Origin of the sequence: Streptomyces sp. DT190 (genome assembly GCF_049846985.1) — a bacterium.
In the GTDB taxonomy this organism is placed as follows: domain Bacteria; phylum Actinomycetota; class Actinomycetes; order Streptomycetales; family Streptomycetaceae; genus Streptomyces.
Genome location: NZ_JBNCNM010000013.1, coordinates 1 through 24219 on the forward strand (window position 1 = coordinate 1; position 24219 = coordinate 24219).

A 24219-nucleotide genomic window follows, 5' to 3' on the forward strand; every position below is an offset into this window, starting at 1 on the left:
CCGTACGCCAGCGGATGGAGGACGCCCGCCTGCGTCACCACGACTGGATCCGCGCCCACGGCACCGACCTGCCCGAGATCGCCGACTGGGCCTGGGACGGCTGACCCCGCGCCCCTGCGGCCTCACCACCTGCCTCCTCCGGTCCGCGGCGCGCCGCCCCGTCGCCGCCTGCCCGCGCGCGGGGCTGCGGCGAGGCGGTCCCTTCACCGTCACCTGCCGTGATCCCGTACCGTCCCCCGCGTGCCCCGATACGGTGGCATGAGCGGGACGGTCGGCCCGCGGCACGGCAGGACGGACCAGGAGGAACGGCGTGGAGAGCTCCGTGGAGGGGCGGGAGGCTCGGGTGCGGCTTCCGCAGCTGCGCCTCGACGAATTGCTGGAGGAGCTGCAGGCACGTCTCGACGCGGCCCGCGGCACGCGCGACCGTGTGCACAGCCTGCTGGAGGCGGTGCTGTCGGTCGGCCGTGAGCTCGACCTCGAACAGGCGCTGTACAGCATCGTGCAGGCCGCGGCCGTCCTGGTCGACGCACAGTATGCCGCGCTCGGCGTCATCGGGCCGGACGGCAAGCGGCTGTCGGACTTCCTGACCGTCGGTCTCACCGAGGAGCAGATCAAGCGGATCGGCAACTATCCCGAAGGCCACGGCATCCTGGGCGAGCTGATCCGGCACCCCGAGCCCCTGCGGCTGGTGAAGCTCTCCGAGCACACGGCCTCGTACGGCTTCCCGCCCAACCACCCGCCGATGAACACCTTCCTCGGTGTTCCCATCCGCGTGCGCGATCAGATCTTCGGCAATCTGTACCTGACCGAGAAGCGGGGCGGGGCGAAGTTCGACGAGGACGACGAGTCGGTGCTCTCCACCCTCGCCGTCGCGGCGGGCGTCGCGATCGACAACGCCCGGCTGTACGAGGAGTCCCGGCGGCGCGAGCGCTGGCTGCAGGCGAGCGCGGAGATCACCCACGCGATCATGTCCGGCAGCGAGCGCGACGGTGTCCTCCGGCTGATCGCCGAGCGCGCCATGGAGATCACCGGCGCCGCCCTCGCGGTGGTGGCCGTGCCCATGGAGGGCACCGCCTCCCTCACGGTGGAACTGGCCCTCGGCGAGGAAGCCGAGGCCCACCGCGGCTTGGTGCTGCCGGTCGAGAAGACCCTCGTCGGGCAGGCCTTCTCGGAAGCCGCCACGGTCACCAGCCCCGACGTCTCGCAGGACGAGCGCGTGTCCTCGGGGCCACCGCGCTTCACGGGCCTCGGCCCCGCCGTGGCCGCTCCCATCGGCAGCGGCGACGGCGTGCGCGGTGTCGTACTGCTGGTGCGGCAGGCCGGCCAGACCGTGTTCTTCGAACGCGAGACGGAACCCCTCAAGGCCTTCGCCGCCCAGGCCGCGGTCGCCATGGAACTCGCCGAGCGCCGCCAAGCGGCCGAGCAGATCGCCCTCCTGGAGGACCGCGACCGCATCGCCCGCGACCTGCACGACCTGGCGATCCAGCGGCTCTTCGCGACCGGCATGACCCTGCAGAGCGCGGGCCGTTTCATCGAACACCCCGAGGCCTCCGAGCGGGTGGTGCGGGCGGTGGACGACCTGGACGAGACCATCAAGATCATCAGGTCGACGATCTTCGGCCTGCGATCGCGGGAGAGCGCCACCGGTACCGGGCTGCGGGCCCGGGCCGTGCGCGCCGTCGGCGAGGCCGCGCCCGTGCTGGGCTTCGCGCCCGGCCTGCGCATGGAAGGCCTGCTGGACACCCAGGTGCCGAAGGACACGGCCGACCACCTCATGGCGGTCCTCTCCGAAGCCCTGACCAACGTCGCCCGGCACGCTCGTGCCGGCCGCGCCGAGGTCGTCCTGGCGACCAACGGCCGCGAGGTGCGGCTGGAGGTCTCCGACAACGGCGTGGGCATCCCGGCCGAAGGGCGCCGCAGCGGTCTGGGCAACATGGCGGAACGCGCCCGGCAGTTGGGTGGCGAGCTGGAGTGGACCTGCCCGGAGGGCGGAGGCACGACACTGGTGTGGCGGGTCCCGGTGGGGAACCACTAGGCGTTTCGCGGACGATGCGGAGCCGGCCGGTGCGGTGCCGGCCGGTGCGGGGCGGTGCCGGGACCGTTGTCGTGCGGGCTGGGACCAGTGGCCCCTGCTCCCACGGCCCGGGGGAACGAAAACTTGACGTGTCCCGTCAAGGAGGTTCCCCATGTCCCGCACCGTCACCGTCGGAGTGGACGGCTCGTCGGAGAGTCTGGCCGCTGCCGAGTGGGCCGCCCGTGAAGCACTGCTGGGTGACCTGCCCCTGCGTCTGGCGCACGCCGGGGAGTGGGCCCTCATGGTCGCCTGCCGGCGCATCCCGCTGCCGCTGACGTGCCGGGCCCACCGCCCGGGCGCGGCGCGTGGACCGCTACGGGATCGGGATCTCCAACTGGGGCCGGTCCCACGCCACCGCCGGCGGGTTCGCGGGGACCGTCCCGGTGGGCAGCGCGCCCACGCCGCGGTAGAAACCCTCGGCCGGAGGGTGCGACACCACCCGGACGCTGTCCAGCCCCTGCGCGCGCGCCTCGGACTTCATGTGCTCGACGAGCAGGCGCCCGATGCCGCGCCCCTGCATCGCGTTGTCGACGAAGAGCAGGTCCAGCTCCGGCGGCACGAGCACCAGCGCGTAGAAGCCGAGCACCCGGCCCGCGGCGTCACCGCTGTCGACGGCCGCGAAGACACGATGGGCCTCGATGTAGTCGGGTCCCACGCGGTAGTCCGCGACCATCGCCGCGTACCGGCCCTCGTAGGCGCGCGAGCCGCGCACGAGTTGCGTGAGCCGCTTGGCGTCCCGGGCGACGGCCCTTCGGACGACGATTTCGCCGGCGGAGGGTGTAAGCCTTGATTGCATGAGGAGCATGTTACGCACCCCGGCGCGTCGCCGCCCGGTACTCGTGTGACGAGGCGATGCGCGCGAGTGAATCGCCGTCACCACCGACCCTTACCCTGCCCTCGCCGGGGAAGGGGCCCTGCATGCGAGCTCTGGTCATCAACTGCACTCTCAAACCGTCCCCGGAGACGTCCAACACCGAAGCCCTGGCCGACACCGTCATCACGGCGCTGCAAGGGCACGGCGTGCAGGTGGACGTCGTCCGCGCCGTCGACCTGAACCTCAAGCCCGGTGTGCAGAGCGACATGGGCGAGGGCGACGACTGGCCGGGGGTGCGCGAACGGCTGCTCGCGGCGCAGATCCTGGTGATCGCGTCCCCGACCTGGCTCGGCCGCCCCTCCTCGGTGGCCCAGCGCGTGCTGGAGCGGATGGACGCCATGCTCAGCGAAACGGACGACGAGCAGCGCCCGGTCGCCTACAACCGCGTCGCCGGCGTGGTGGTCACCGGCAACGAGGACGGCGCGCACCACGTCATCAGCGAGATCAGCGGCGCGCTCGTGGACATCGGCTTCACGATCCCGGGCCAGGCATGGACGTACTGGCACCTCGGCCCCGGCCCCGGGCCGGACTACCTCGACGACGACCGCGGCCACGACTGGTCGGCGTCGACCGGCCGGGCCATGGCCTCCAACCTCGTCCACGCGGCGCGGGCGCTGGCGCAGAACCCCGTGCCCGCCCCGCCCTCCTGAACCTCCGGCCGTGGGTGCGGGCCGTCCGTTCGGCGAGCGGTTCCAGACTGCCGGCGCCGGGGGCGTGGCAGGGCGGCCGGGCCCACCCGCCACTCGCCGCCACGTGACCGGCCGGCGGCTGGAGCGTCGAGTGGATCATGCACGCACGAGCTGCGTCCCCGCAGCGACGGCGACATGTGAGGGCGGGGCAGCCGAGCAAGCGGCATCGCCCGTGATGCCGGGAGCGAAAGTGACCGGTGATGCCCGCCGTCGGCGTCACGCACGGTGCGCCGCATGACAAGCTGTGTTCTCCACCGTCCGAGCCCAGGAGGTCACCATGGCCGCAGAGTCTCCATCGCCAGAAGGTTCGGAGCCGGCCGGCTCCGAACCGGCCGACACCGAGAGCACTGCTCTCACGCCCGACGCCGACGGTCAGTACGACCTCAAGCGCAAGTTCCGGGAGGCTCTGGACCGCAAGCGCGGTATGCAGGCCGAGGCTGCCGAACTGGCCGCCAACACCCACGTGTCCAAGGTCCGCGGCACGCACGGCCCGGCCGCGAGCCAGCGGTCGTTCCGGCGCAAGAGCGGCGGCTGAGACACCGACGGCCGCTGAGACGCGAACGGCGGCTGAGACAAAGAACAGCCGCTGAGACGCGAAACGGCGGCTGGGACAAGAGCAGTCGCTGAGACGCGAAACGGCGGCTGGGACAAGAGCAGTCGCTGAGACGCGAAACGGCGGCTGAGGCATGACCGGCCGACCGAGGTGACAGCGGTCGCTGCATGAGACCGGCGGGACACCGCCCAGCCCTTCGCTGTGACGGCTGGGCGGTGTCCCGCGAACTTCTTCCGGCCCGCCCTCCGTGCATGGGCATCCCGGGGGTAACCGGTCGGAATGACTGTTTACGGGCTACACGCCTCGCACGAACAGATCCCACCCGCAGACCTGCTCACCGCGGTGACACACGCCGAACGCGCGGGATTCACCGCCGCCATGTGCTCGGACCACTTCTCGCCGTGGAGCGTCCGCCAAGGGGAGTCAGGATTCGCCTGGTCGTGGCTGGGCGCGGCCCTCCAGGCCACCGAACGGCTGCCGTTCGGTGTGGTGAACGCCCCCGGCCAGCGCTACCACCCGGCGATCGTCGCCCAGGCGGTCGCCACCCTCGCCTCCATGTACCCGGGCCGGTTCTGGGTGGCGCTCGGCAGCGGTGAGGCGTCCAACGAACACATCACCGGGGCCCGCTGGCCCCGCAAGGACGTCCGCAACGCACGGCTGCGCGAGTGCGTCGACGTCATCCGCGCCCTGCTGCGCGGGGAGGAGGTCAGCCACGACGGACTCGTCACCGTCGACCGGGCCAGGCTGTGGACGCTGCCGCTCGCCGTACCGCCGTTGATCGGCGCCGCGTGCAGCACGGCCACCGCGGCCTGGTGCGCGCAGTGGGCGGACGGCCTCATCACGGTCAACGCCCCCCGGGAACGGCTGCGCGAGATCGTCGACGCCTACCGCGACGCGGGCGGGCGCGGTCCGCTGCACCTTCAGGTGCACCTGAGCTGGGCGCCCGACGACGCAAAGGCCCTCGCCGTGGCGCACGACCAGTGGCGCACCAACGTGCACGCCCCGCCCGCCAGTTGGGACCTGGACTCCGCCGAACTGTTCGACATCGTCAGTGAGCACGTGACGCCCGAGCAGGTGGCGGGCACCGTGAACGTCTCGTCCGACCTCGGCCGGCACACCGCCTGGCTCCACGAGTACGCCGAACTCGGCTTCGACGCGGTGATGCTGCACCACGTCGGCCGTGAACAGGGCGCCTTCATCGACGCGTTCGGCACCGAGGTACTGCCGCAGCTCGACGTCACCCGCCCGCTGCCCGCCACGGCCGAGGAGTACCGATGCGTCTGACCCGCACGTCCGACCTGTGGTGGAAGAACGCGGTGGTCTACTGCCTGGACGTCGAGACGTACCAGGACGGCAACGGCGACGGGATCGGCGACTTCGCGGGCCTCACGCAGCGCATCGACCACCTGGTGCGACTCGGCGTGACCTGCGTGTGGCTGATGCCCTTCTACCCGACGCGGGAACGCGACGACGGCTACGACATCACGGACTTCTACGGTGTCGACCCCCGCCTGGGCACGCTGGGCGACTTCACCGAGTTCGTCCGCACGGCCCGGGACCGCGGCATCCGTGTGATCGCCGACCTCGTCGTCAACCACACCTCCGAGGACCATCCCTGGTTCCAGGACGCCCGGTCCGGGCGCGACTCCGCCCACCGCGACTGGTACGTCTGGAAGGACGAGCCCCCCGAGGACGGGCCCGAGGGCGTGGTCTTCCCCGACGCGGAGGACAGCCTCTGGGAGTACGACGAGGGCAGCGGCCAGTACTACCTGCACCGCTTCTACAAGCAGCAGCCCGACCTCAACGTCGCCAACCCCGAGGTGCGTGACGAGATAGCCCGGGTCATGGGCTTCTGGACACAGCTCGGACTGTCCGGGTTCCGGGTGGACGCCGTGCCCTTCCTGCTGGAGACGGACGGGCAGGACGACGCCGGCGCGCTGCCCGACCCGCACGAGTACCTCGCCGACCTGCGCGCCTTCCTCGGCCGCCGCAACGGCGAGTCCGTACTGCTCGGCGAGGTCAACCTGCCGTACGACGGCCTGTGCCGGTTCTTCGGGGATCCCGACTCCGACCGCGGGGACGAGCTGACCATGTGTTTCGACTTCGTCGGGATGCAGCAGATGTACCTGTCGATGGCGCGCGAGGACGCCGGCCCGCTCGCCGCCGCCCTGCGGGAACGCCCCGCGGCGCCGCGCGACGCCCACTGGGCGACGTTCGTGCGCAACCACGACGAGCTGACCCTCGACAAGCTGAGCGACGACGAACGCGCCGAGGTCTTCGCCGCCTTCGGCCCCGACAAGGACATGCAACTCTACGACCGGGGTCTGCGCCGCAGGCTGCCCCCCATGGTCGACGGCGACCGCCGCCGTGTCGAACTCGCCTACAGCCTGCTGTTCACCCTCCCGGGCACCCCCGTGCTCTTCTACGGCGAGGAGATCGGCATGGGCGACAACCTCGCCGCCGAGGGCCGGCAGGCCGTCCGCACGCCCATGCAGTGGACCCCGGAACCCGGTGCCGGATTCTCCACCGGCGCGCCCGGCACCTTCCCCAACCCGCTGGCGGACGGCGCGTTCGCCCCGCAACAGGTCAACGTGTACGAGCAGAGCCGCGACCCCGGTTCCCTGCTGAGCCGCATGCGCCTGTTCGTCGAGCGCTACCGCGAGGCCCCCGAACTGGCCTGGGGCGAGTACCGCGTGGTCGAGAGCGGGGCGGACTCCGTCCTCGCCCACGTCAGTCACACCACCGACGGGAGTGTCCTGGCCCTGCACAACTTCGCCGGCCGGCCGGTCACCGCACGGCTACGGCTGCCCGAGGCCGGGGCCGGGGGGCGGCTGACGGACCTGCTCGACGAGGGGCACGCGGGATCCACCGTGCCCGACGACGGCCGGCTCACCGTCGAGCTGCCGCCCTACGGGTACCGGTGGCTGCGCGTCGGCACCCCGGGCGACGACCCCGACCGGGTCGCCACCGACTGACACGGCGGCCCGATCGCCTCCCGCCCGGACACCGGGCCGGACGAGGAAAGGACCAGGCAGACGTGTCAGTCCGCTGAAGTATCCTTCCGGCCACCGCACACCGACCGTGAGGATCAGAAGAGTTGACCGGCCTGTCTGCCTTCCCTTTGCCCTTTCACGCGTCCGGCTCCCTGTCGGTCGCGACGCCCCGCACCGTTCGGGAACTTCAGATCATGCGGTGCAGCGCGCACCTTCGGGCGAAGCCGGCGTGGTTCGAGAAGATGAAGGATCCCGAGATCGTCGCGCGGTGGACGCGGGAGGCGGTCGCCCAGGGCCTCACCGAAGCGCAGGTCCGCTACGTGCTCGCCGAACTCGTCCACTACGCCGCGCTGCGGGACGGGCGGACCGGCATCGAGGTGTCCGCCGTCGACGGGGTGTGGCAGTCGGACACACTGGTCGACGACGAGCTCAGGTCCCGGCTGCGTGAGGCGGTGCGTGTGCTGGAACAGGTCCCCGAGGAGGAACAGGACTGGCATCCCGGATCGGACGGCCAGGTCCTGGATCTGGTCCACCCCTCGCTGTTCTGCCTGGTCAGAGAGGTCAGTGGCGCGCCCGGGCGGGCATGGCAGAACCCGACGAACCACTACTCGAAGCACGAGTTCTCGGAGCGGTTCCAGTGGCTGCCGACGGACGTCGACGTGAGTGAGGACGGCGAGGTCTCCTTCCGCTCGTACATCAACAACGTCCACCCCGAGGAGCACCGCGAACTGGAGGCCGTCCTCCCCGAGTTGTTCGCGCGCATGCTCCCGCTGTGGGAGAACGTCCTGACGGATCTGCGCCATCCGCGACCGCTGCGGATCGAGGCCGATCCCTACGGTTGGTACGACTCGGAGCCGGAGTATCCGGACAAGGCCTCCTTCAGCGACGACGCGGCGTACGCGGAAGCCGTCCGCGCCTGGGAGCTGGCTCAGGACGACTGGTGGGAGAACCGGCGACCGGTCGTCCCGGACGCCCCGGCCTTTATACCGCCCGAGGTGCCGGAGGAATCCGCCCGTGTCGAGCTGCGCGGCCGCGCTCTCCAGGTCATCGTCAAGCTCGCCACGATTCAGCTCACCCCGGACAAGCTCGAGTACCCCGGCGGCTCCTGGCACGTCGAAGGCATGCTGAACGAGCGGATCGTCTCGACCGGCCTCTACTACTGGGACAGCCAGAACATCACCGAGAGCCGGCTGGGTTTCCGGACGGCACTCGACGACCCGGACTACGAACAGAACGACGACAACGGCCTGCGCGAGGTCTACGGCCTGGAGGACGAGGACGCCCTGAACCAGGTACTGGGATCGGCATCGACCCCGGAGGGCCGCTGCCTGGCGTTCCCGAACATCCTGCAACACCGCGTCGACGCGTTCCGCCTCGCGGACCCCACGCGCCCGGGGCATCGCAAGATCCTGGCGTTCTTCCTCGTCGACCCGTCGCAGAAGATCGTCTCGACCTCCGATGTGCCGCCGCAGCAACCATGGTCGGAGACATCGACCATGACGCTCGAACAGGCCAGGAAGTACCGGGAACAACTCATGCAGGAGCGCAAGTTCTTCCTCGACGAACACAACGAACAGCTCTACGAACGCGAGTTCTCCCTCTGCGAGCACTGACGCACGCCCTGGCCTCCCTGACTGCCATTGCGAAGCGTCGAGTTGACAGTCGTCGTGCACCGTGGTGAGCCCCGGCCCGGCCGCAGCGGTGCGAGATCTAAGGTGTGGGGCATGTCGTTGCAACTTGTTCAGGTGAACATCAAAGCCCGGGACGAATCGGCGCTCGGACGGTTCTGGGCGGAGGCGCTCGGCTGGGGGATGTCCAGCGAAGGGCCCGGGGTCACCAACCTGGAACCCGTGGGGTTCGACTGGCCGGATCCCTCCGCCGTCTGCGTCGACCTCGTCCGGGTGCCTGACCCGGAGAGCGTGCGGTACCGCGTGCACATCGAGCTCGCCTCCACGTCCGAGGACCACCAGGCCCAACTGGTCGCACGTCTGCAGGGACTCGGGGCGACACCGGTCGACCTGGGCCGGGGCGACGTGCCGTGGACGACGTTGGCCGACCCGGAAGGCAACAGGTTCAGCGTGCTCGAGCCCCGGGAGCTCTACCGGGACACCGGGCCGATCGCCGCCGTGGTCGTCGAGTGCGGCGACCCACGGGCCATGGTCGGGTTCTGGGGCGAGGCGATCGACTGGACGGTGCACGAGCTGACCGACGACCGCGCCCTGCTCCGTTCCGTCAAGGGCGTCGGACCGTACCTGGAGTTCCGCCGCACGCCGGAGGACGAGGTCGTGTGGAACCGCTTCCACCTCGACGTGATGTCCGACCCCGTGGAGGATCAGGCGAGGGAGGTCGCCCGGCTCGAAGGACTCGGCGCCACACGGGTCGACGTGGGCCAGGGCGACGTCTCGTGGGTCGTCCTGGCCGATCCGGAGGGCAACGAGTTCTGCGTCCTCGGCCGGGGACTCTCCGCCACCGCCTGACGGCGATACGCCAGCGGCGGCGTCGGCGATCGCGGCGGGTGACGGTGTGCGGGCGCGCGGTGCTCGGCATCGCGCGCCCGCACAGCCTTCCCCTGCCGGGCCGGGTGAACGACCGGCCGGGATCACTCCGGCTTCCGCGCCTCGCGGAGACCTTCCGGGCTCGGCCGACCCCGGAGGCGACCGGCCGGAGTCGGCGCGGCCCGAAGGCCGCCCCTCAGGCCGCCGTCAGCGCCGCCAGGGCGCGGTTCATCTCGGCGTTGAACTGCTCCGGAGCCAGCGGCAGCCGGGCCTTGACGTCCCGGCTCCACTGGTCGGCGAGGACCTCCGCTGCGCCCGCCGCGACACCGTCGAGCGCCGCGTCGGCCAGGTCCGACGGCGCGATCTTGGCCACGGGCCAGCCCGCGGCCATGTCGGTGTCGGCCAGACCGAGGTGCACCGCTGTCACGAGCGTGCCGTGCTCGGCGAGCTCCAGACGGACGCCGTTGGTCATGGCCCAGGCGGCGGCCTTGCTCAGGTGGTAGGCGTTGGCGCCCTTGCCTCCGAACCAAGACATGGCGGAAAGGACGTTGACGATCGCGCCCCCGCCGTTCCTGGCGAGTGCCGGCGCGAACCCCCGGATCATCTCCAGATGGCCGAACAGGTTGGTCTCCAGCTCCTGCCGTACCGCCTCCAGCGCACCGGTCACCAGATCGGTCCCCGTCTGGATCCCCGCGTTGTTGATGAGCAGCGAGACGTCCGGGGCGGCCTCGGCCGCGGCCCTCACGGATGCGGGATCGGAGATGTCGAGGGGCAGCACCTCCACCCCGGGCAGGTCCACGGTCTCCGGCCGGCGGGCCGTCGCGTAGACCTTGCGGGCGCCGCGTTCGAGCAGGCGCTGTGCGAAGGCGCGGCCGAGGCCGCGGTTGGCTCCGGTGACAAGGGCGACTGAGTTGTTGATGTCCATGCCCGGTACGCTAAAACCTGACGCTGACGTCAGAGGCAAGCGCTGATTCTCAGGGCCGGGGTGAGAGGAGTCACCATGACCGTCACAGAGGCCGCGACCGAGCGGCTGATCCGCATCGGCGAGGTGGCACGGGGCGCCGGCGTCTCGGTGCGCGCCGTGCGCTACTACGAGCAGCAGGGGCTGCTCACCGCGGAGCGCAGCCCGTCCGGGCAGCGCCTCTACCGGCAGCACGCCGTCCAGCTGGTCACCTTCTTCCAGCAGATGTTCGCCGCCGGCCTGACCAGCCGCAGGATCGCGGAACTCCTTCCGTGCTGGGACTCCGGGCACACCGACGCCGAGCAGCGCGCCATGCTGCGTGCCGAGCGCGATCGCATCCAGGCCAAGGTCGACGACCTGCAGGCCGCCCTGGACCGCCTCGACGAGGTCATCGCGATCACGGACGGGCACCCGTAGACGCGGTCGGCGCACCCGTCACCCGGTACAGCGCGTGGCCGGCCGGGGGGCTCGGGCCGCCGAACGCGGCGAGGCCGGCGGCGAAGACGTTGTGCAGCAGGCGGTGGCCACCACCCCGGGGCAGGCGGCGCCGACCCGCACTCGGCGTCGCTCCGGCCGGATGCCCCGCCTCCGCCCACGCAACTTCGGCCAGGAACGGACTGTTTGAGCCACCGGAAGATCCATAACCTGTGGTCGCTGACACTCCGTCCATCGCAAGGAGTTCCGTGTCCACTGCCCAGCAGGTGCCCGACATCCTCTCGCCCGAGTTCGCCGCGAACCCTTACCCCGCCTACGCGGTGATGCGGGAAAAAGAACCCCTGATCTGGCACGAGGCCACCCGGAGTTACATCATTTCCCGCTACACCGACGTCGAGCGCGTCTTCAAGGACAAGGAGTCGGAGTTCACCACCGACAACTACAACTGGCAGCTGGAGCCGGTCCACGGCAAGACGATCCTCCAGCTCAGCGGGCGCGAGCACGCGGTTCGGCGGGCCTTGGTGGCGCCCGCCTTCCGGGGCAGCGACCTGAGGGAGAAGTTCCTCCCGGTCATCGAGCGCAACTCGCGTGAACTGATCGACGCCTTCCGGCACTCCGGTTCCGCCGACATCGTCAAGGACTACGCGACCCGCTTCCCGGTCAACGTCATCGCGGACATGCTCGGCCTGAACAAGGCCGACCACGCCCGGTTCCACGGCTGGTACACGGCCGTCATCGCCTTCCTCGGCAACCTCTCCGGGGACCCGGAGGTGACCGCGGCGGGTGAACGCACCCGGGTGGAGTTCGCCGAGTACATGATCCCGATCATCCGCGAGCGGCGTGACAACCCGGGCGACGACCTGCTGTCGACGCTCTGCGCCGCCGAGGTCGACGGTGTGCGGATGAGCGACGAGGACATCAAGGCCTTCTGCAGTCTGCTGCTCGCCGCGGGCGGGGAGACCACGGACAAGGCGATCGCCGGCATCCTGGCCAACCTGCTGCAGCACCCCGAGCAGTTGGCGGCCGTCCAGGCGGACCGGAGCCTGATCCCCGCCGCGTTCGCCGAGACGCTGCGCTACACCCCACCCGTCCACATGATCATGCGGCAGTCGGCCACCGACGTGCAGGTCAGCGGCGGCACCATCCCGGCGGGAGCGACGGTCACCTGCCTCATCGGCGCCGCCAACCGAGACGAGCGCCGCTTCAGCGAGCCCGACCGGTTCGACATCTTCCGTGCCGACCTCAGCACCACGTCGGCGTTCTCGGCCGCCGCCGACCACCTCGCCTTCGCGCTCGGACGGCACTTCTGCGTCGGCGCGCTGCTGGCCAAGGCGGAGGTCGAGATCGGCATGAACCAGTTGCTCGACGCCATGCCGGACATCCGGCTCGCCGACGGCTTCGACCCGGTCGAGCAGGGCGTGTTCACCCGCGGTCCGCAGTCGCTGCCGGTGCGTTTCACCCCGGTCGCCGGCTGACCACCGCCCCGCAGCCTCCCCGGGCCCCTCGGCCGGCCCGGGGCGGCGTGCCCCCGCGACACGCGACGTATCCCCGGTCGCCCGCCCCGGAGCCGGCGGCGGGCGGCCGCCGGCCCCTGGAGCCCGGGGAGTCCGGGCGAGGACGTGCGCTAGCGCACCGAGGGTGTGAACCGCACCGGGAGGGAGGTCAGACCGCGCATCCAGATGGACGGGCGCCAGGTCAGCTCCGCCGTCTCCACGCCCAGGACGAGGTCGGGCAGGCGCTCCACGAGAGTCTCCACCGCCGTGCGTGCCATGACGTCGGCCAGGAGCGGCGCGGGGTACGGGCAGCGGTGCTCGCCGTTGCTGAAGGACAGGTGCGCGGAGTTCTCGGCGCCGACATGCGACTCGGGCCAGATCTGCGGGTCGGTGTTGGCCGCGGCCAGGCCCAGGATCAGGCAGTCGCCCTCCCTGATGAGCCGCCCGCCGAGCTGGGTGTCGCGCACCGCCCAGCGGCCGATGAAGTTCTGCGTCGGCGTGTCCAGCCACAGCACCTCGTTCAGCGCCTCGCCGACGCTGACCCGGCCGCCGGAGACGTTGACCGCGAAGCGCTCGTCGGTCAACAGCAGCCGCAGGGTGTTGCAGATCCAGTTGGCGGTGGGCTGCTGCGCCGCGGCGATCACCGAGATCAGGTCCTGCACCAGCTCCTCGTCGCTGAGGCCGGCCGGGTCGAGCAGCATCCGCGAGGTGACGTCGGGGCCGGGACGCTCCCGCTTCTCCTTCACCAGCCGCAGGATGCGCTCCCCGACCCGCCCGTACGCCGCCACCGGGTCGTCGCCCTCACCGGCGTCCAGGGAGATGCGCAGGTCGTCGACGAGCTGCTCGGTGTCCGCGCTGCCCTGCGGCATCCCGCACATCCACAGCACGGCCCGGGCCGGCAGGGCGTGCGCGTACATGCTCATCAGCTCGGCCTCGCCGCTGCCGGAGAACGAGGCGATCAACTGCTCGGCGATGAGCTGGCACTCGCGGGTCAGTTCGAACTGGTCGACGCCCTCCAGCGCCTGCGTGATCACCCCCGCGCGCCGCTGGTGCTCCAGCCCCTCGGTGAAGAGCACCGACGGCTGGTAGCCGACGAAGGGCAGCAGCGGCCAGTCCGGCGGGATGTTCGGCCACTGGTTCCAGCGCCGGGAGTCCCGCGCGAACAGCTCGTCGTGGCTGGTCACGTAGGAGACCTCGGGGTAGCCGAGCACCAGCCAGGCGGGGATGTCCCCGTCGAGCAGCACCGGCGCGACGGGCCCCTGCTCCCGGCGCATCGTCCGGTACAGCTGCGAGGGCGTCCGCTGGTACTCCAGTCCGCTCAGCCGTACCGCGCCGGGATGGGCCGGGCAGCCGGAGGCAGACGTGCCGGCGGACGGGGTGGAGTCGCTCACGGTGTCCTCTCCTGAATCAGTGCCAGCGCGTAGAGGTGTTCCACCAGAGCGATAAGAACCTCCTTGCCGGACGACCTGAGCCGTGCGTCGCAGTCGATCATGGGTACGTGCTCACCGAGGGCGAGGGCCTGCCGGATCTCCTCCAGGGAGAACCGGTTGTCGTCGTCGTCGAACCGGTTGACGGCCACCACGAACGGCGTCCTGTGATGCTCCAGCCGGTCGATCGCGTACCAGGAGTCCTCCATGCGGCGGGTGTCCACGAGGACGACCGCACCCAGCGTGCCGGAGAACAGCCGGTCCCACAGGAACCAGAAGCGTTCCTGGCCCGGGGCGCCGAACAGGTACAGCACCATGTGCTGGTTGAGGCTGATGCGCCCGAAGTCGAAGGCGACGGTGGTGGTCGTCTTGCGTTCCACACCGGCCGTCTCGTCGACGCCCTGCCCCGCCTGCGTCATCACCTCTTCGGTGTTCAGGGGCCGGATCTCGCTGACCGAGCGCACCAGGGTGGTCTTGCCGACGCCGAACCCGCCCACGACGACGATCTTCAGGCCGGTCTCGGCGGCATCGGCCAGCGGTGTGCGCTGGAAGGGCAGCTCAGAGGTTGCGGAGCCCATGGAGCACCTCCTGGAGCAGGGCGGTTTCGGGGAGGTCCGCGACGGATGCGGCCGCGCGGGGGTGACGGGCGCTCACCTTGCCCATGGCATGGAGGTCGCCGAGGAGGATCCGGACGACGGTGATGGGCAGCTTCAGCTCGGCGGCGATCTCGACCAGGGCCGTGGGGTGACGGCACAGTTCGAGGATCCGCACGTGCTCCGACTGCATCCCGGCGGCGGGCTCGCACTCACTGACGATCAGCGTCACCAGGTCGAACGTGTCGTCCGCTTCGCTGCGCCCGCCCGTGACGGTGTACAGCCGGTCGGGATCACCGACGTCCACGGGTTTGTGGATCACGCGGTGGCACCTCGGGTGGCGGTCGTGCGCGGCTCGGCCCGCAGGTGCTCGCCGATCTGCTCGACCATCTCCGTCATCTGGTGGCCCACGACGCCCGGGTCGGCGCTCTCCTCGGCGACGACCGCGAGGTGTGCGCCCTGTCCGGCCTCGACGATGAACAGCAGGCCGCCGTGGAACTCGGTCATGGAGTGGCGGACACCGCCCGACCCGTCGCCGAACTCCACGGACGCGCCCTGCGCGAGCGCCTGGATGCCCGAGCAGATCGCCGCCAGCTGGTCGGCCTGGTCGAGCGTCATGTGCTCGGTCCAGCACAGTTTCAGGCCGTCCCTGGACAGGACGAGGGCGTGCCGCGTGCCCGGCGTGCGCTCCAAGAGGTTCGTCAAGAGCCAGGTGAGGCTGTTGTCAGTGGTCTCCATGGTGGGTGGGCCGGGTGGCGACCCCGGAGGGTCACCCGGCCCGTTCCTCCAATCCAACGAGGTGCGGCGAATCGGTGCGGGGGTGGTGCGGCCGGTGGGGCCGCGAGGGGTGAGGAGCCCGGGGGCCTAGCTCTCGCTGTCGGCCCCGGCCTCGCTGCCGGTGCCGGTGTCGGCGCCGGCGGCGCCACCGGTCTGCCGGCCGCGGTGGAAGGCGCCGAAACGGCTTCCGGCGTCACGAGCCGGACCCGGCTCGTTCCCGGCCGCGCGGGACGGCTCGGCCGTCTGCTTCGGCCGGCTCCGCTCCGCTTCGGCCATGGTGCGGCCGGGTGCGCGGACGGGCAGTCCGTTGGGGGTGGCCGGGCCGCGCCTGCGGGGCATCGGGGCGGCGGGCGCCACGTCGTCGGCCGGAGTCGGCTGGGGGCGCACGGGGGAGGGGTACTCCTCGACCGCGGGGGCGTGGGTGGCCGGGACCTCCGCGGCGCGGCGCGGCTTCTCGGCGGGCACCGCCTCGCGCTGCTGGGCGATGAGCTCGGGGGGCAGGAGCACCACGACGCCGGTGCCGCCCCGGGAGGAGGGGCGGTAGTTGACGCTGATGCCGTACTTGACGGCGAGCCGCCCCACGACGCCCAGACCGAGGCGGGTGCCCTGCAGCGAGGCGAGGTCGGTGACCTTGCCCGACACGGACTCCTTGGCCCGGCGCAGGGCGGCGTCGGACATCTTCAGACCGCTGTCCTCGATGGTGACGACGAGACCGGCGCTGCCCTCCTCGACGTACACGTGGACCTCGTCGATCGGCGGCGAGAAGTTGGCCGCGTTGTCCATGAGTTCGGCGAGCAGGTGCATCACACCCTCGGCCGCGAAGCCCGCGATGGCGGCCCGGCTGGAGTTGTGCAGCCGCACCCGCCGGTACGCGGCGATCCGGCCGACGGCGCCGCGCAGGATGCTCTCCATCACGATCGGCTTGTTCCAGACCCGGCTGGAGCGGCCGCCCATCAGCAGCGCCAGCCGGTCGGTCATCAGACCCAGCTGGGAGGTGCTGTGGTCCAGGCGCAGCAGGTCGCCGAAGACCTCCTGGCCGTGACGTTCCTGCATGTCCCGCAGTTCGGCGAGCATGCTGACGGTCTTGGCCTGGACCCGGCTGAGCGCCTTGGCGGAGGCGGCCTGGGCCGCCGAGGAGCGGCGCTCGCTGTGGGCCAGGTCGCGGACGAACGACTCGGCCGTGGCGCGCAGCAGCGGGTCGCTCGGCCAGTCGAAGGCGGCGAGGACGGTGTCGGCGGAGCTGCCCTCCCGCAGCATGGCCACCGCAGCCGGCAGCGTGTGCTGCGTCAGCCGCTCCAGTTCCTCGCCCGCGGCGGCGAGTTCGCTCTTCGCCGTGTCGAGTTCGCGCTGTACGTCGCCGGCCCGCCGTACCGCCTCGCTCACCTCGGTGGCGAAGACGTGCAGCACCCGGCGCAGGTACGGGTCGGTGGGGGCGTGGACGCCGGACAGCGCCTCGTCCGCGCCGGCGCCGTTGCGCACCTGCGACACCAGGGCGGGCAGGACGGTGTTGACCAGCTGGGCCGCCTCGGCGCCCTGCTGCGCCCAGTTGTTCTTGGTCATCTCCAGTTCGTCGCCGCGTGCCGCCGCCTGCCGGCGCGCGCGGCGCAGCAGGACGGAGGCGCCGACGCTGACGGCGGCGAGGCAGATCCACCCGGCGGCCGCCGTACCGAGCACCCACGGACGGGCGTTTGCCGGAGCCAGGGCGGTCGCCGCACCGGCGCCGAGGGCCGTCAGGACCAGCACCACGGGGAACACGGCCGGGGAGGAGCGTGCCCCTTTGGAGGATCGGCGCTGACGGGTTGGGGCAGGCACTGGCATTCCGCGGTCCCTCGGTCCGTGAGAGCAGGAGGTGCGTGGACGACTGAAGCATCGCCGGAACCCGGAAGATGATGAGCAGCTTCCGGATCGAACACGTCGCTCATGCTAGCGACGGCGCCACCCTGGAATATGCCTGCGGGCGCGGGAGCGGGCACCGAAGTCCATTTCGTCGAGAAAAGTCAGTGTCGCATGTGCGGTGTGATAAGCGCACGATGGTCCGCCGGCTGGTTCAGGCCTGGGGCGCAGGGCGGTCGTAGGGCGTCTCGTCATGGTCCGGCGGATGCATTCAGTACCCGGAAACGTCACTTGAGGGTGTTCTTTCGGCCAAGTTGTGGCCGTGGGCCCTCGCCGGCCCGGTGACTCGTGGGAAGCGGTGGGACGGATCAGGACAGGCTTCCGGCCCCCGGTAAGGGGGCCGGAAGCTCCCGCCTCAGCGCTTCGGCCGCGCGGTGGACGTCCCGTCGGGTGTGCCGGTGATGGTGAACTGCGAACCCGGCTCGATCAGTACGCTCCCTTCGGCGGAGTTCGTGATCGTCACGCCGGTCAGCGTGGCGCTGCCGCGGGCCCCGCTCATCGCGAGGATCCCGGAGCCGTTGTTGGAACGGTCGATCCGGACATCGGTGATCCTCACACCCGGCATCGCGCCGCCACCCGTCTTGAACTGGATGCCGTCGTACGTCGAGTCGAGGATCTCGGTGTCGCGGATGGTCACGCCGGGGATGTCCTGTCCCTGCGCGAAGAGGGTGATGGCGCCGAACTCCTGGGCCTCGTTCCAGAACGCGCCCCCGGTGCGGTGCAGGGCGTTGCCCGAGATGAGGGTCTGCCCGGAGAACGGCAGCGGATCGTGGTCGGTGGCGAGCATGATGCCGGGGTAGTTCATCGTGTCGGCGACGACGTTGTTCTCGATGGTGTTGCCGTGACCGCCGTACACCGCGATGCCGTTGGCCCGCCACGGCAGTTGGATCGTGTTGTTCCGGAAGTGGTTGTCATGGCCGACGTCCACCGAGGTGTCCTTCACGTACTTGCTCGCCCAGACGGCGAGCGCGTCGTCACCGGTGTTGCGGAACGACGAGTTGTACACGGTGGAGTTGCGGGTGCCGTTGGCGAAGTTGATGCCGTCGGCATAGGTGTTGCGGATCCGGACTCCGGAGAACTCCAGCCCGTCGCCGGGGCCCCACAGTTCGGGGATGTTGGAGTAGTCGCGGCCGGCCCACACGCCGACGTTGGCGTGCTCGATCCACACATTGGTGATCTTCGTGCCCTTGCCGAAGCGGCCGTTGAGGCCCACACCGCCCTCGGCGTTGCCGTCGCCGCCGCGGATGGTGCCCGAGCCGAAGATGGCGAGGTCGGAGATCTGGGTGTTGTGGTCGATGTCGAAGCCGAAGTTGCCCTCGTGGGGATGGTTGATCCCGCCGGCCTGGTGCGGCGGAGTGAGCGTGTGGAGCTGGGAGTGCCACATGCCCGCGCCGCGGATGGTCACGTCCCGGATGCCGACCTGGTTGTACTGGCCGCGGTTCAGCGGGTCGTCGGTGAGGATCTTCTGCTCCTGGCGCCACTGCCCGGCGGGGATCCACACGCAGGAGATCCGGCCGTTCTGGTCGTCGGTGACCGCCCGCTGCAGGGCGTCGGTGTCGTCCAGTCCGTCGTTCGGGACGGCTCCGTAGTCGGTGATCGACGTGCAGTTCGCCGGTTTGTCGGCCGGGGGCGCGACCTGCTCCAGGTCCACGAGGTCGATGACGTGGAACGCGGCCGTGTCACCGGCGTCCCGCTGCAGACGGAACGTGGTGCCGGCGGGGTAGGTCCGCGTCAGCAGGGCGTGCGACTCGTCGAAGAGCCGCCGGGCGTCGCCGCCGGGGGTGTTGGTGAGACCTTCGGGGTCGTCGCTGGTCCCGTACAGCCAGCTGTGCTTGGAGGACAGGGTGAGCTTCCGCACGAAGGTGCCGTCGGCGTACAGGCTGATGGTGGCGTCCGCGCCGCCGCCGCGTGCCGCGTCCGGGACCGAGTTGCGCACCACGAGGGAGTTGGCCGGCGCGGTCGAGGTGACCTCGACGAACTGGCCGGTCGCGTCGAGCCGGACGGACTTGCGGCCCGAGGACTCGGTCGCGAAGTTGGTGTGCCCGAAGGTCCGTTTGGCGTCGGCGGTGAGCAGCGTTCCCTGGTAGCGGCCGTCCTCGGCCTCCAGTTCGGTGTACGGGACGGCGGCGCCCCGGCCGACCACCAGGGACTTGGTGAGCACGTTGTTGTTCTCGTTGGTCTCGTCGACGACTCCGGTGGCGTCGGCGGTCGCGGCGAGGGTGACACCACCGCTGGTCGCCTTCCACGACCCGCCGATCGCCACGTTCACGGTGGCGCCGGCGGCCACCTGACCGGTGGTGCCGTCGAGGGTCGTGGAGCTGGCCTGGAGCCGGGTGACGGAACCGGCGGCCGCGGCGGTGGTGCCCCGGTTGTGCACGGCCACCGTGAAGGAGACGGGTGAGCCGGTGGCCGGGTCGGCCGGGTTGGTGGTGATGCCCCTGACTTCGAGGTCGGGGCCCGGGGCGCGGCCGACGACCAGCCGGGTCGCCGCGGTGCGGCTGTTGTTGCTGTCGTCGAGCTCGGCGACCGTGCCGCGCGGATCGACCGCGGCGGACACGGAGTAGTCGCCGGCCGGGCGGGTGCCCGCGGCGACGGCCACGGTGGCCGACGCGCCCGGGTCGAGCGCGGGTACGTTCCCGCTGCCGGCGACGGCGCCTTCCAGGCTTGCCTCGACGGTGGTGGCGGCGGAGCGGGCCGTGCCCGCGTTGCGGACGGTGGCGGCGACGGTCACCGCGTCCCGCTCGGACGGGGCGCCGGGCGTCCAGTCCAGCCCGGTGACGGTCAGGTCCGGCGCGGGTGCGGAGGTCCCGACGACCTGGAACTCGGCGACCTGGCCGCCGGGAGCGCCGGTGTTGGAGAAGAAGCGCAGGCGTACGTCGGACGCGCGGCCGGTGACCGGGATGGTCACCGAGTTGTTGTCGCGGGACGGGCTGAAGGCGTAGTCGGCGCGGTCCTTCAGCGAGGTGAAGCCGCTCGCGGAGTGTGCACGGCCCAGTACCTGGATGCTCTGGGTCCGCGGGCCCCAGACCTGGTCCGGGTCGAGTTTCACCACCACCGCTTCGAGATCGGCGTCGGCTCCGAGTTTCACCGTGAGGTCGGAGGGGTGACCGGCCGCCTCCCAGTAGGTGGAGGTGGAGTCGTCGGTGGCGTTGGCGGCCACGAAACCGTGCACCGACGAGGTGGCCTCGGCCGGCTTGTTGCGGGCCAGGTTGGTGCCGGTGGGCGGAACGGTGGTGCCGCCGTCGTCGCCGTGCACCTCCAACTCGGAGAGCTGGGCGGCGTTCCAGCCGGTGTTGCCGGTGACGTGGACGCGGACGTAGCGCGTCTCGGCGGGGGAGGCGAGGTCGACCGGGACGGTGTTGGCCCGGGCGGGGTCGAACGTCCGGTCCGCGGAGGCCGACAGCGTGCGGAAGCCGGTGCCGTCGGTGCTGCCCTGCACCGACAGCGTCTGCCTGCGGCTCTCCCAGGCGGCGGGCAGCTTGAGCACCACGCGGTCGACCGTGCGGGTCGCGCCGAGGTCGACCTGGACCCACTGCGGGAACGAACCGGCCGGCCCCTCCCAGTAGGACGCCTGGACGCCGTCGGTGACGTTCACGGCGGTGTACGGGCCGTTCGAGCCGCCGGCCGTGGCCGGGCGTCCGAGCGCGAGGTTGGCGTCGGCCGCCGCCTCCGTCCGTCCGGTGTCGGCGGGGATCGCGGCATGGGCGTGCGACGAGAAGGCCGGTGGTATCAGCACGGTGGCCGCGAGCGCGGCGGTGACGGCGCCGGTCAGTGACCGGTGGCCGAGGGGTCTCCATCTCATGAGGTCCTCAGTTCCGTGGGGATGCGGAGCGCGACAGGCCCGGAGAGGTGCAGGGGGAGCCGATGTCCGTTGCGTATCGCGCAGGGCTTGTACGCAAATTCAGCTGATCGGTCGACTTTTTGCGGAAACCTCGCCAACAGATTTCTAGCGGGCCCCGGCTTTGTCAACGGTCCCGGGAGGAGCGCCAGTTCACATGCAAGCGGCTTGCGTCGCTTGCGTGTTCTTGCGTCGTACCCGACGGCCAAGGCGCGGAGACGGCCTCCTGCCCGACCGGCTCCCTATTCCATACGGGTCGACCTGTATGGTAAATCTGGCACATGACTTCTTCCCCTGCCGGGCGAGGGCGGCCCAGGGACGAGCGCTCCCACGCCGCCATCGTCCGGGCGACCGCCGAACTGCTCGTGGAGAGCGGCTACACGGCGACGTCCATCGGCGCGGTCGCCGCGCGAGCGGGTGTCGGCAAGGACACCATCTACCGCCGCTGGTCCGGCAAACCGGAGCTGGTCTACGAGGCGGTGTTCACCACGGCGGACACCGCTGACCTGCCGGACACCGGGACGCTGGAAGGGGACCTGACCGCGGTGGTGCAGTCGCTGGTCGACGAGTTCTCCGCCCCGGCGGCCGCTGCGGCCCTGCCCGGCCTGCTCGCCGACTTCGCCGCCACCCCGGAACTGCGCGCGACGATCCGCGCCAGGTTCCTCCAGCCGGCCAAGGATCGCCTGGTCGTGGTGTTCGACCGGGCGGAGCAGCGTGGTGAGACCGGCGCGGGCCTCCCGGTCGACCTGGTCCTGGACAGCCTGGCCGGGGCCGTCTTCTTCCACCTGGGCATCGTCGGGGAACGCCCCGGCGAGGAACTGGCCGGGCGCATCGCCGCGATGACGGCCAAGGGAATCGAGGCCCGGTGAACGGCTGGCTGCTCACCGCGGGGGTTGTCGCGGCGGCGACCACCCTCGTCCACCTCACCGCAGGCGGTCGGTCCGTCGTCCGCCCGCTCCTGGGCAGCGCGATGGCCGCCGAACCCAGGCGCACCCTGCACGTGGTGTGGCACATGGTCACGGCCGACCTGCTGCTCAGTTCCGTGGTCCTGCTGGTGTCCGCCTTCGCGGCGGCGCCCAGCACACCGCTGGTGCGGTTCATGGCGGCCCAGTACCTCGCGTACGCGGCGGTGTTCCTCGTCGTCGCGCTCGCCGCCGACTGGCCGCGGCCGCTCCTGCGGCTTCCGCAGTGGATGCTGCTGCTGCCGGTCGGAGTCCTCGCCCTCGTCGGCGCCGGGTGAACCGGCGCGCGGATCCGGCCGCCCACGGGCCGCCGGGTGGGCGCCCCGGACACGGGTGAGGGCCGGGGGGTGTCTCCCGGCCCTCACCGTCAGATGCGGCGTGTCATGCCGCGCGTGCCGGCGCCGACGTCAGGGCAGAGTCCACTTCTGGTTGGCGCCGGTGTGGCAGGTCCACAGGTGGACGGCGGTGCCGTCGTTCCAGGTGCCGCCGGAGGCGTCGAGGCACTTGCCGGACTGCGGGTTGCGGATCGTGCCGTCGGCCTGCGGGGTCCACTTCTGGGCGCCCGTGCCGTTGCAGGTCCACAGCTGGATCCTGGTGCCGTCCGCGGTGGCGCCGCCGGAGACGTCCAGGCACTTGCCGAGGGCCTTCAGCGTGCTGTCGCCGGGCAGCGTCCACTTCTGGGCGGTGCTGCCGTTGCAGGTCCACAGCTGGATCTTGGTGCCGTCGGCGGTCTGGGCGTTGTCGACGTCCAGGCACTTGCCGTTGACGCCCTTCACCTCTCCCGAGCGCGGGCCGGGCGAGGTGCCGCCGCCCTGCTTGATGCGGATGTTGCGGAACGACACCGAGTCGCCGTCTCCGTGGTTCTGCAGGCCGATGTGGCCCTGCTTGAGGCTGCGCGCGGGATCGGTGTTGGTGAAGTCGTTGATCTTGCGGCCGTTGAGGAAGATCTCCAACCGCTCCCCGGTGACCCGCAGTTCGTAGGTGTTCCACTCGCCCGGCGGGTTCAGGGCCGCGTCACGCGCGGGGAGGTCGGCGGACTTGAAGCCGTAGACCGCCCCGGTGGTGCGTGCCGCCTCGTCGGTGGCGTCGATCTGGATCTCGTAGCCGTTGTCCACCGCCGACCACGGGTCGTCCGACGCGGGGAAGCCGATGAAGACGCCGGAGTTGTCGTCGCCTTCCGCGCGCCAGTCGAGTTTCAGCGAGTAGTCACCGGTGAACTCCTTCGCCGAGTGCCACAGCATGCCCAGCCCGCCGTGCGAGGTGAGGGTGCCGTCGGCGAGGGTGAACCCGCCCGGCCCCGCCTGCTTCCAGCCCGCGGTGCCCGAGCCGTCGAACAGGGACGTGTAGCCGGTCTCGGGACGGCAGTCGGCTTCCGTCATTCCGGCTGCCCAGCGGACACCACCGAGCAGATGGCGGCGGAAGGCGGGTTCGCCGTACGACTCGTCGGTGTGGCCGCCGCCGGTGTAGAAGGCCCGGCCGCCCTGGTAGTCCTTGCACCAGGCGATCGGATGGTCGCCCGACATGGTGCCGCCGGAGTAGCTCGACTCGTCGAGTGCGGCCAGCACACGGGCCGTGGTCCGCGGGTTGGTGCGGTAGTTGTACCACTCGTCGGTGCGCTGCCAGGTGCCGCCCAGGTGCGCGGTGGCGTCGTGCGCACGGTCCTCGACCTCGACGGTGGCGGACTGGATGGCCGGGTGGGAGTGGAAGAGCGCGCCCGCCAGTCCCTCGTAGAAGGGCCAGTCGTACTCCGTGTCGGCCGCGGCGTGGATGCCGACGTACCCGCCACCGCCCTGGATGTACTGCTCGAACGCCGTCTGCTGGGTGCCGTTGAGCACGTCGCCCGTGGTCGACAGGAAGGCGACCGCCTTGTACTGGGCGAGGTTGCCGGTGGTGAAGGCCCCGGCGTCCTCGGTGGCGTCGACGGTGAAGTTGTTGGCCGCGCCGAGGTCCCGGAGCGCCGAGATGCCGTCGTCGATGGAGGAGTGGCGGAAGCCCGCCGTCCTGGAGAACACCAGGATCTTGTAGGCCGGGTCGGCGGCCGCCTCCGCCCGCGTGGTGACCTGGGGCCGGTCCACCGGGCCCGGCAGCGCGACGGACTGCGACGTCAGGCACAGCGCCGCGCCGGTGAGCAGGCCGAGGAACGCCTTGATGCGATTGCGCAT

The 24219-nt window shown here is 71.2% G+C and carries 20 protein-coding genes and 1 pseudogene; 12 read left to right on the forward strand and 9 right to left on the reverse strand.

The annotated features are described in order from the left end of the window. The first annotated feature begins 310 nt into the window (after positions 1-310). Together ACPXCS_RS22465 and ACPXCS_RS22470 are read left to right on the forward strand one after the other, a co-directional pair. On the forward strand, positions 311-2035 hold the full coding sequence (locus tag ACPXCS_RS22465) for a GAF domain-containing protein (RefSeq protein ID WP_425948887.1): 1725 nt from the start codon (positions 311-313) through the stop codon (positions 2033-2035). A 151-nt stretch (positions 2036-2186) separates the two neighbouring features. Beyond that, positions 2187-2306 (forward strand): annotated as a pseudogene (locus tag ACPXCS_RS22470) (universal stress protein); the annotation flags it as partial. An 81-nt stretch (positions 2307-2387) separates the two neighbouring features. Here the strand turns inward: ACPXCS_RS22470 and ACPXCS_RS22475 are convergent. Beyond that, the gene (locus ACPXCS_RS22475) at positions 2388-2870 is read right to left on the reverse strand and encodes a GNAT family N-acetyltransferase (RefSeq protein ID WP_425948885.1); all 483 of its coding nucleotides are present in this window, start codon (positions 2868-2870) and stop codon (positions 2388-2390) included. A 122-nt stretch (positions 2871-2992) separates the two neighbouring features. Between ACPXCS_RS22475 and ACPXCS_RS22480 the strand changes: the two genes are divergently transcribed. From ACPXCS_RS22480 to ACPXCS_RS22505, 6 genes are all read left to right on the forward strand, one after another. Continuing rightward, positions 2993-3598, forward strand: a complete 606-nt coding sequence (locus tag ACPXCS_RS22480; RefSeq protein WP_425948883.1) for a flavodoxin family protein — start codon at positions 2993-2995, stop codon at positions 3596-3598. Between the two features lie 316 nt (positions 3599-3914). Beyond that, positions 3915-4172, forward strand: a complete 258-nt coding sequence (locus ACPXCS_RS22485; RefSeq protein WP_425948882.1) for a DUF5302 domain-containing protein — start codon at positions 3915-3917, stop codon at positions 4170-4172. Between the two features lie 297 nt (positions 4173-4469). Further along, positions 4470-5474: a TIGR03885 family FMN-dependent LLM class oxidoreductase gene (locus ACPXCS_RS22490; protein ID WP_425948880.1), complete on the forward strand. Its 1005-nt coding sequence runs from the start codon at positions 4470-4472 to the stop codon at positions 5472-5474. Next, complete coding sequence (locus ACPXCS_RS22495; RefSeq protein ID WP_425948878.1) at positions 5465-7165, forward strand: alpha-amylase family protein; 1701 nt, start codon at positions 5465-5467, stop codon at positions 7163-7165. The genes ACPXCS_RS22490 and ACPXCS_RS22495 overlap by 10 nt, the downstream gene beginning before the upstream one ends. A gap of 122 nt (positions 7166-7287) precedes the next feature. After that, positions 7288-8796: a DUF4246 domain-containing protein gene (locus ACPXCS_RS22500; protein ID WP_425948876.1), complete on the forward strand. Its 1509-nt coding sequence runs from the start codon at positions 7288-7290 to the stop codon at positions 8794-8796. A gap of 111 nt (positions 8797-8907) precedes the next feature. Beyond that, positions 8908-9660: a VOC family protein gene (locus ACPXCS_RS22505; RefSeq protein ID WP_425948875.1), complete on the forward strand. Its 753-nt coding sequence runs from the start codon at positions 8908-8910 to the stop codon at positions 9658-9660. A 214-nt stretch (positions 9661-9874) separates the two neighbouring features. On the opposite strand, the gene ACPXCS_RS22510 is transcribed toward ACPXCS_RS22505, so the two are convergent. After that, positions 9875-10603, reverse strand: a complete 729-nt coding sequence (locus ACPXCS_RS22510) for an SDR family oxidoreductase (RefSeq protein WP_425948873.1) — start codon at positions 10601-10603, stop codon at positions 9875-9877. A gap of 75 nt (positions 10604-10678) precedes the next feature. On the opposite strand from ACPXCS_RS22510, the gene ACPXCS_RS22515 reads away from it, so the two are divergent. After that, the gene (locus ACPXCS_RS22515) at positions 10679-11056 is read left to right on the forward strand and encodes a MerR family transcriptional regulator (protein WP_425948872.1); all 378 of its coding nucleotides are present in this window, start codon (positions 10679-10681) and stop codon (positions 11054-11056) included. Positions 11057-11322: 266 nt separating this feature from the next. Then, complete coding sequence (locus ACPXCS_RS22520; RefSeq protein ID WP_425948870.1) at positions 11323-12549, forward strand: cytochrome P450; 1227 nt, start codon at positions 11323-11325, stop codon at positions 12547-12549. 149 nt (positions 12550-12698) lie between these two features. On the opposite strand, the gene ACPXCS_RS22525 is transcribed toward ACPXCS_RS22520, so the two are convergent. The 6 genes from ACPXCS_RS22525 to ACPXCS_RS22550 all read right to left on the reverse strand — a co-directional run bounded on the left by ACPXCS_RS22525 (position 12699) and on the right by ACPXCS_RS22550 (position 21059). Next, positions 12699-13958, reverse strand: a complete 1260-nt coding sequence (locus tag ACPXCS_RS22525; RefSeq protein ID WP_425948868.1) for a cytochrome P450 — start codon at positions 13956-13958, stop codon at positions 12699-12701. Next, positions 13955-14572 carry a GTP-binding protein gene (locus tag ACPXCS_RS22530; protein ID WP_425948866.1) on the reverse strand — a complete coding sequence of 206 codons (618 nt, stop codon included), beginning with the start codon at positions 14570-14572 and terminating at the stop codon, positions 13955-13957. The genes ACPXCS_RS22525 and ACPXCS_RS22530 overlap by 4 nt, the downstream gene beginning before the upstream one ends. Beyond that, entirely contained in the window at positions 14553-14909 is a 357-nt protein-coding gene (locus ACPXCS_RS22535) for a DUF742 domain-containing protein (protein WP_425948864.1), read from the reverse strand. Before ACPXCS_RS22535 ends, ACPXCS_RS22530 begins: the two co-directional genes overlap by 20 nt. Further along, positions 14906-15325 (reverse strand): roadblock/LC7 domain-containing protein, encoded by a 420-nt coding sequence (locus tag ACPXCS_RS22540; protein ID WP_351357490.1) that lies wholly within the window; start codon positions 15323-15325, stop codon positions 14906-14908. The genes ACPXCS_RS22535 and ACPXCS_RS22540 overlap by 4 nt, the downstream gene beginning before the upstream one ends. 126 nt (positions 15326-15451) lie before the next feature. After that, complete coding sequence (locus ACPXCS_RS22545) at positions 15452-17182, reverse strand: ATP-binding protein (RefSeq protein WP_425948863.1); 1731 nt, start codon at positions 17180-17182, stop codon at positions 15452-15454. 430 nt (positions 17183-17612) lie between these two features. Then, positions 17613-21059 carry a CARDB domain-containing protein gene (locus ACPXCS_RS22550; RefSeq protein WP_425948861.1) on the reverse strand — a complete coding sequence of 1149 codons (3447 nt, stop codon included), beginning with the start codon at positions 21057-21059 and terminating at the stop codon, positions 17613-17615. 317 nt (positions 21060-21376) lie between these two features. Between ACPXCS_RS22550 and ACPXCS_RS22555 the strand changes: the two genes are divergently transcribed. Together ACPXCS_RS22555 and ACPXCS_RS22560 are read left to right on the forward strand one after the other, a co-directional pair. Further along, entirely contained in the window at positions 21377-21964 is a 588-nt protein-coding gene (locus ACPXCS_RS22555; RefSeq protein ID WP_425948859.1) for a TetR/AcrR family transcriptional regulator, read from the forward strand. Beyond that, a complete protein-coding gene (locus ACPXCS_RS22560) occupies positions 21961-22335 on the forward strand; it encodes a hypothetical protein (RefSeq protein ID WP_425948858.1) in 375 nt (124 codons plus the stop codon). The genes ACPXCS_RS22555 and ACPXCS_RS22560 overlap by 4 nt, the downstream gene beginning before the upstream one ends. Before the next feature lie 129 nt (positions 22336-22464). Here the strand turns inward: ACPXCS_RS22560 and ACPXCS_RS22565 are convergent, their stop codons facing one another. Beyond that, positions 22465-24219, reverse strand: a complete 1755-nt coding sequence (locus ACPXCS_RS22565) for a ThuA domain-containing protein (RefSeq protein ID WP_425948856.1) — start codon at positions 24217-24219, stop codon at positions 22465-22467.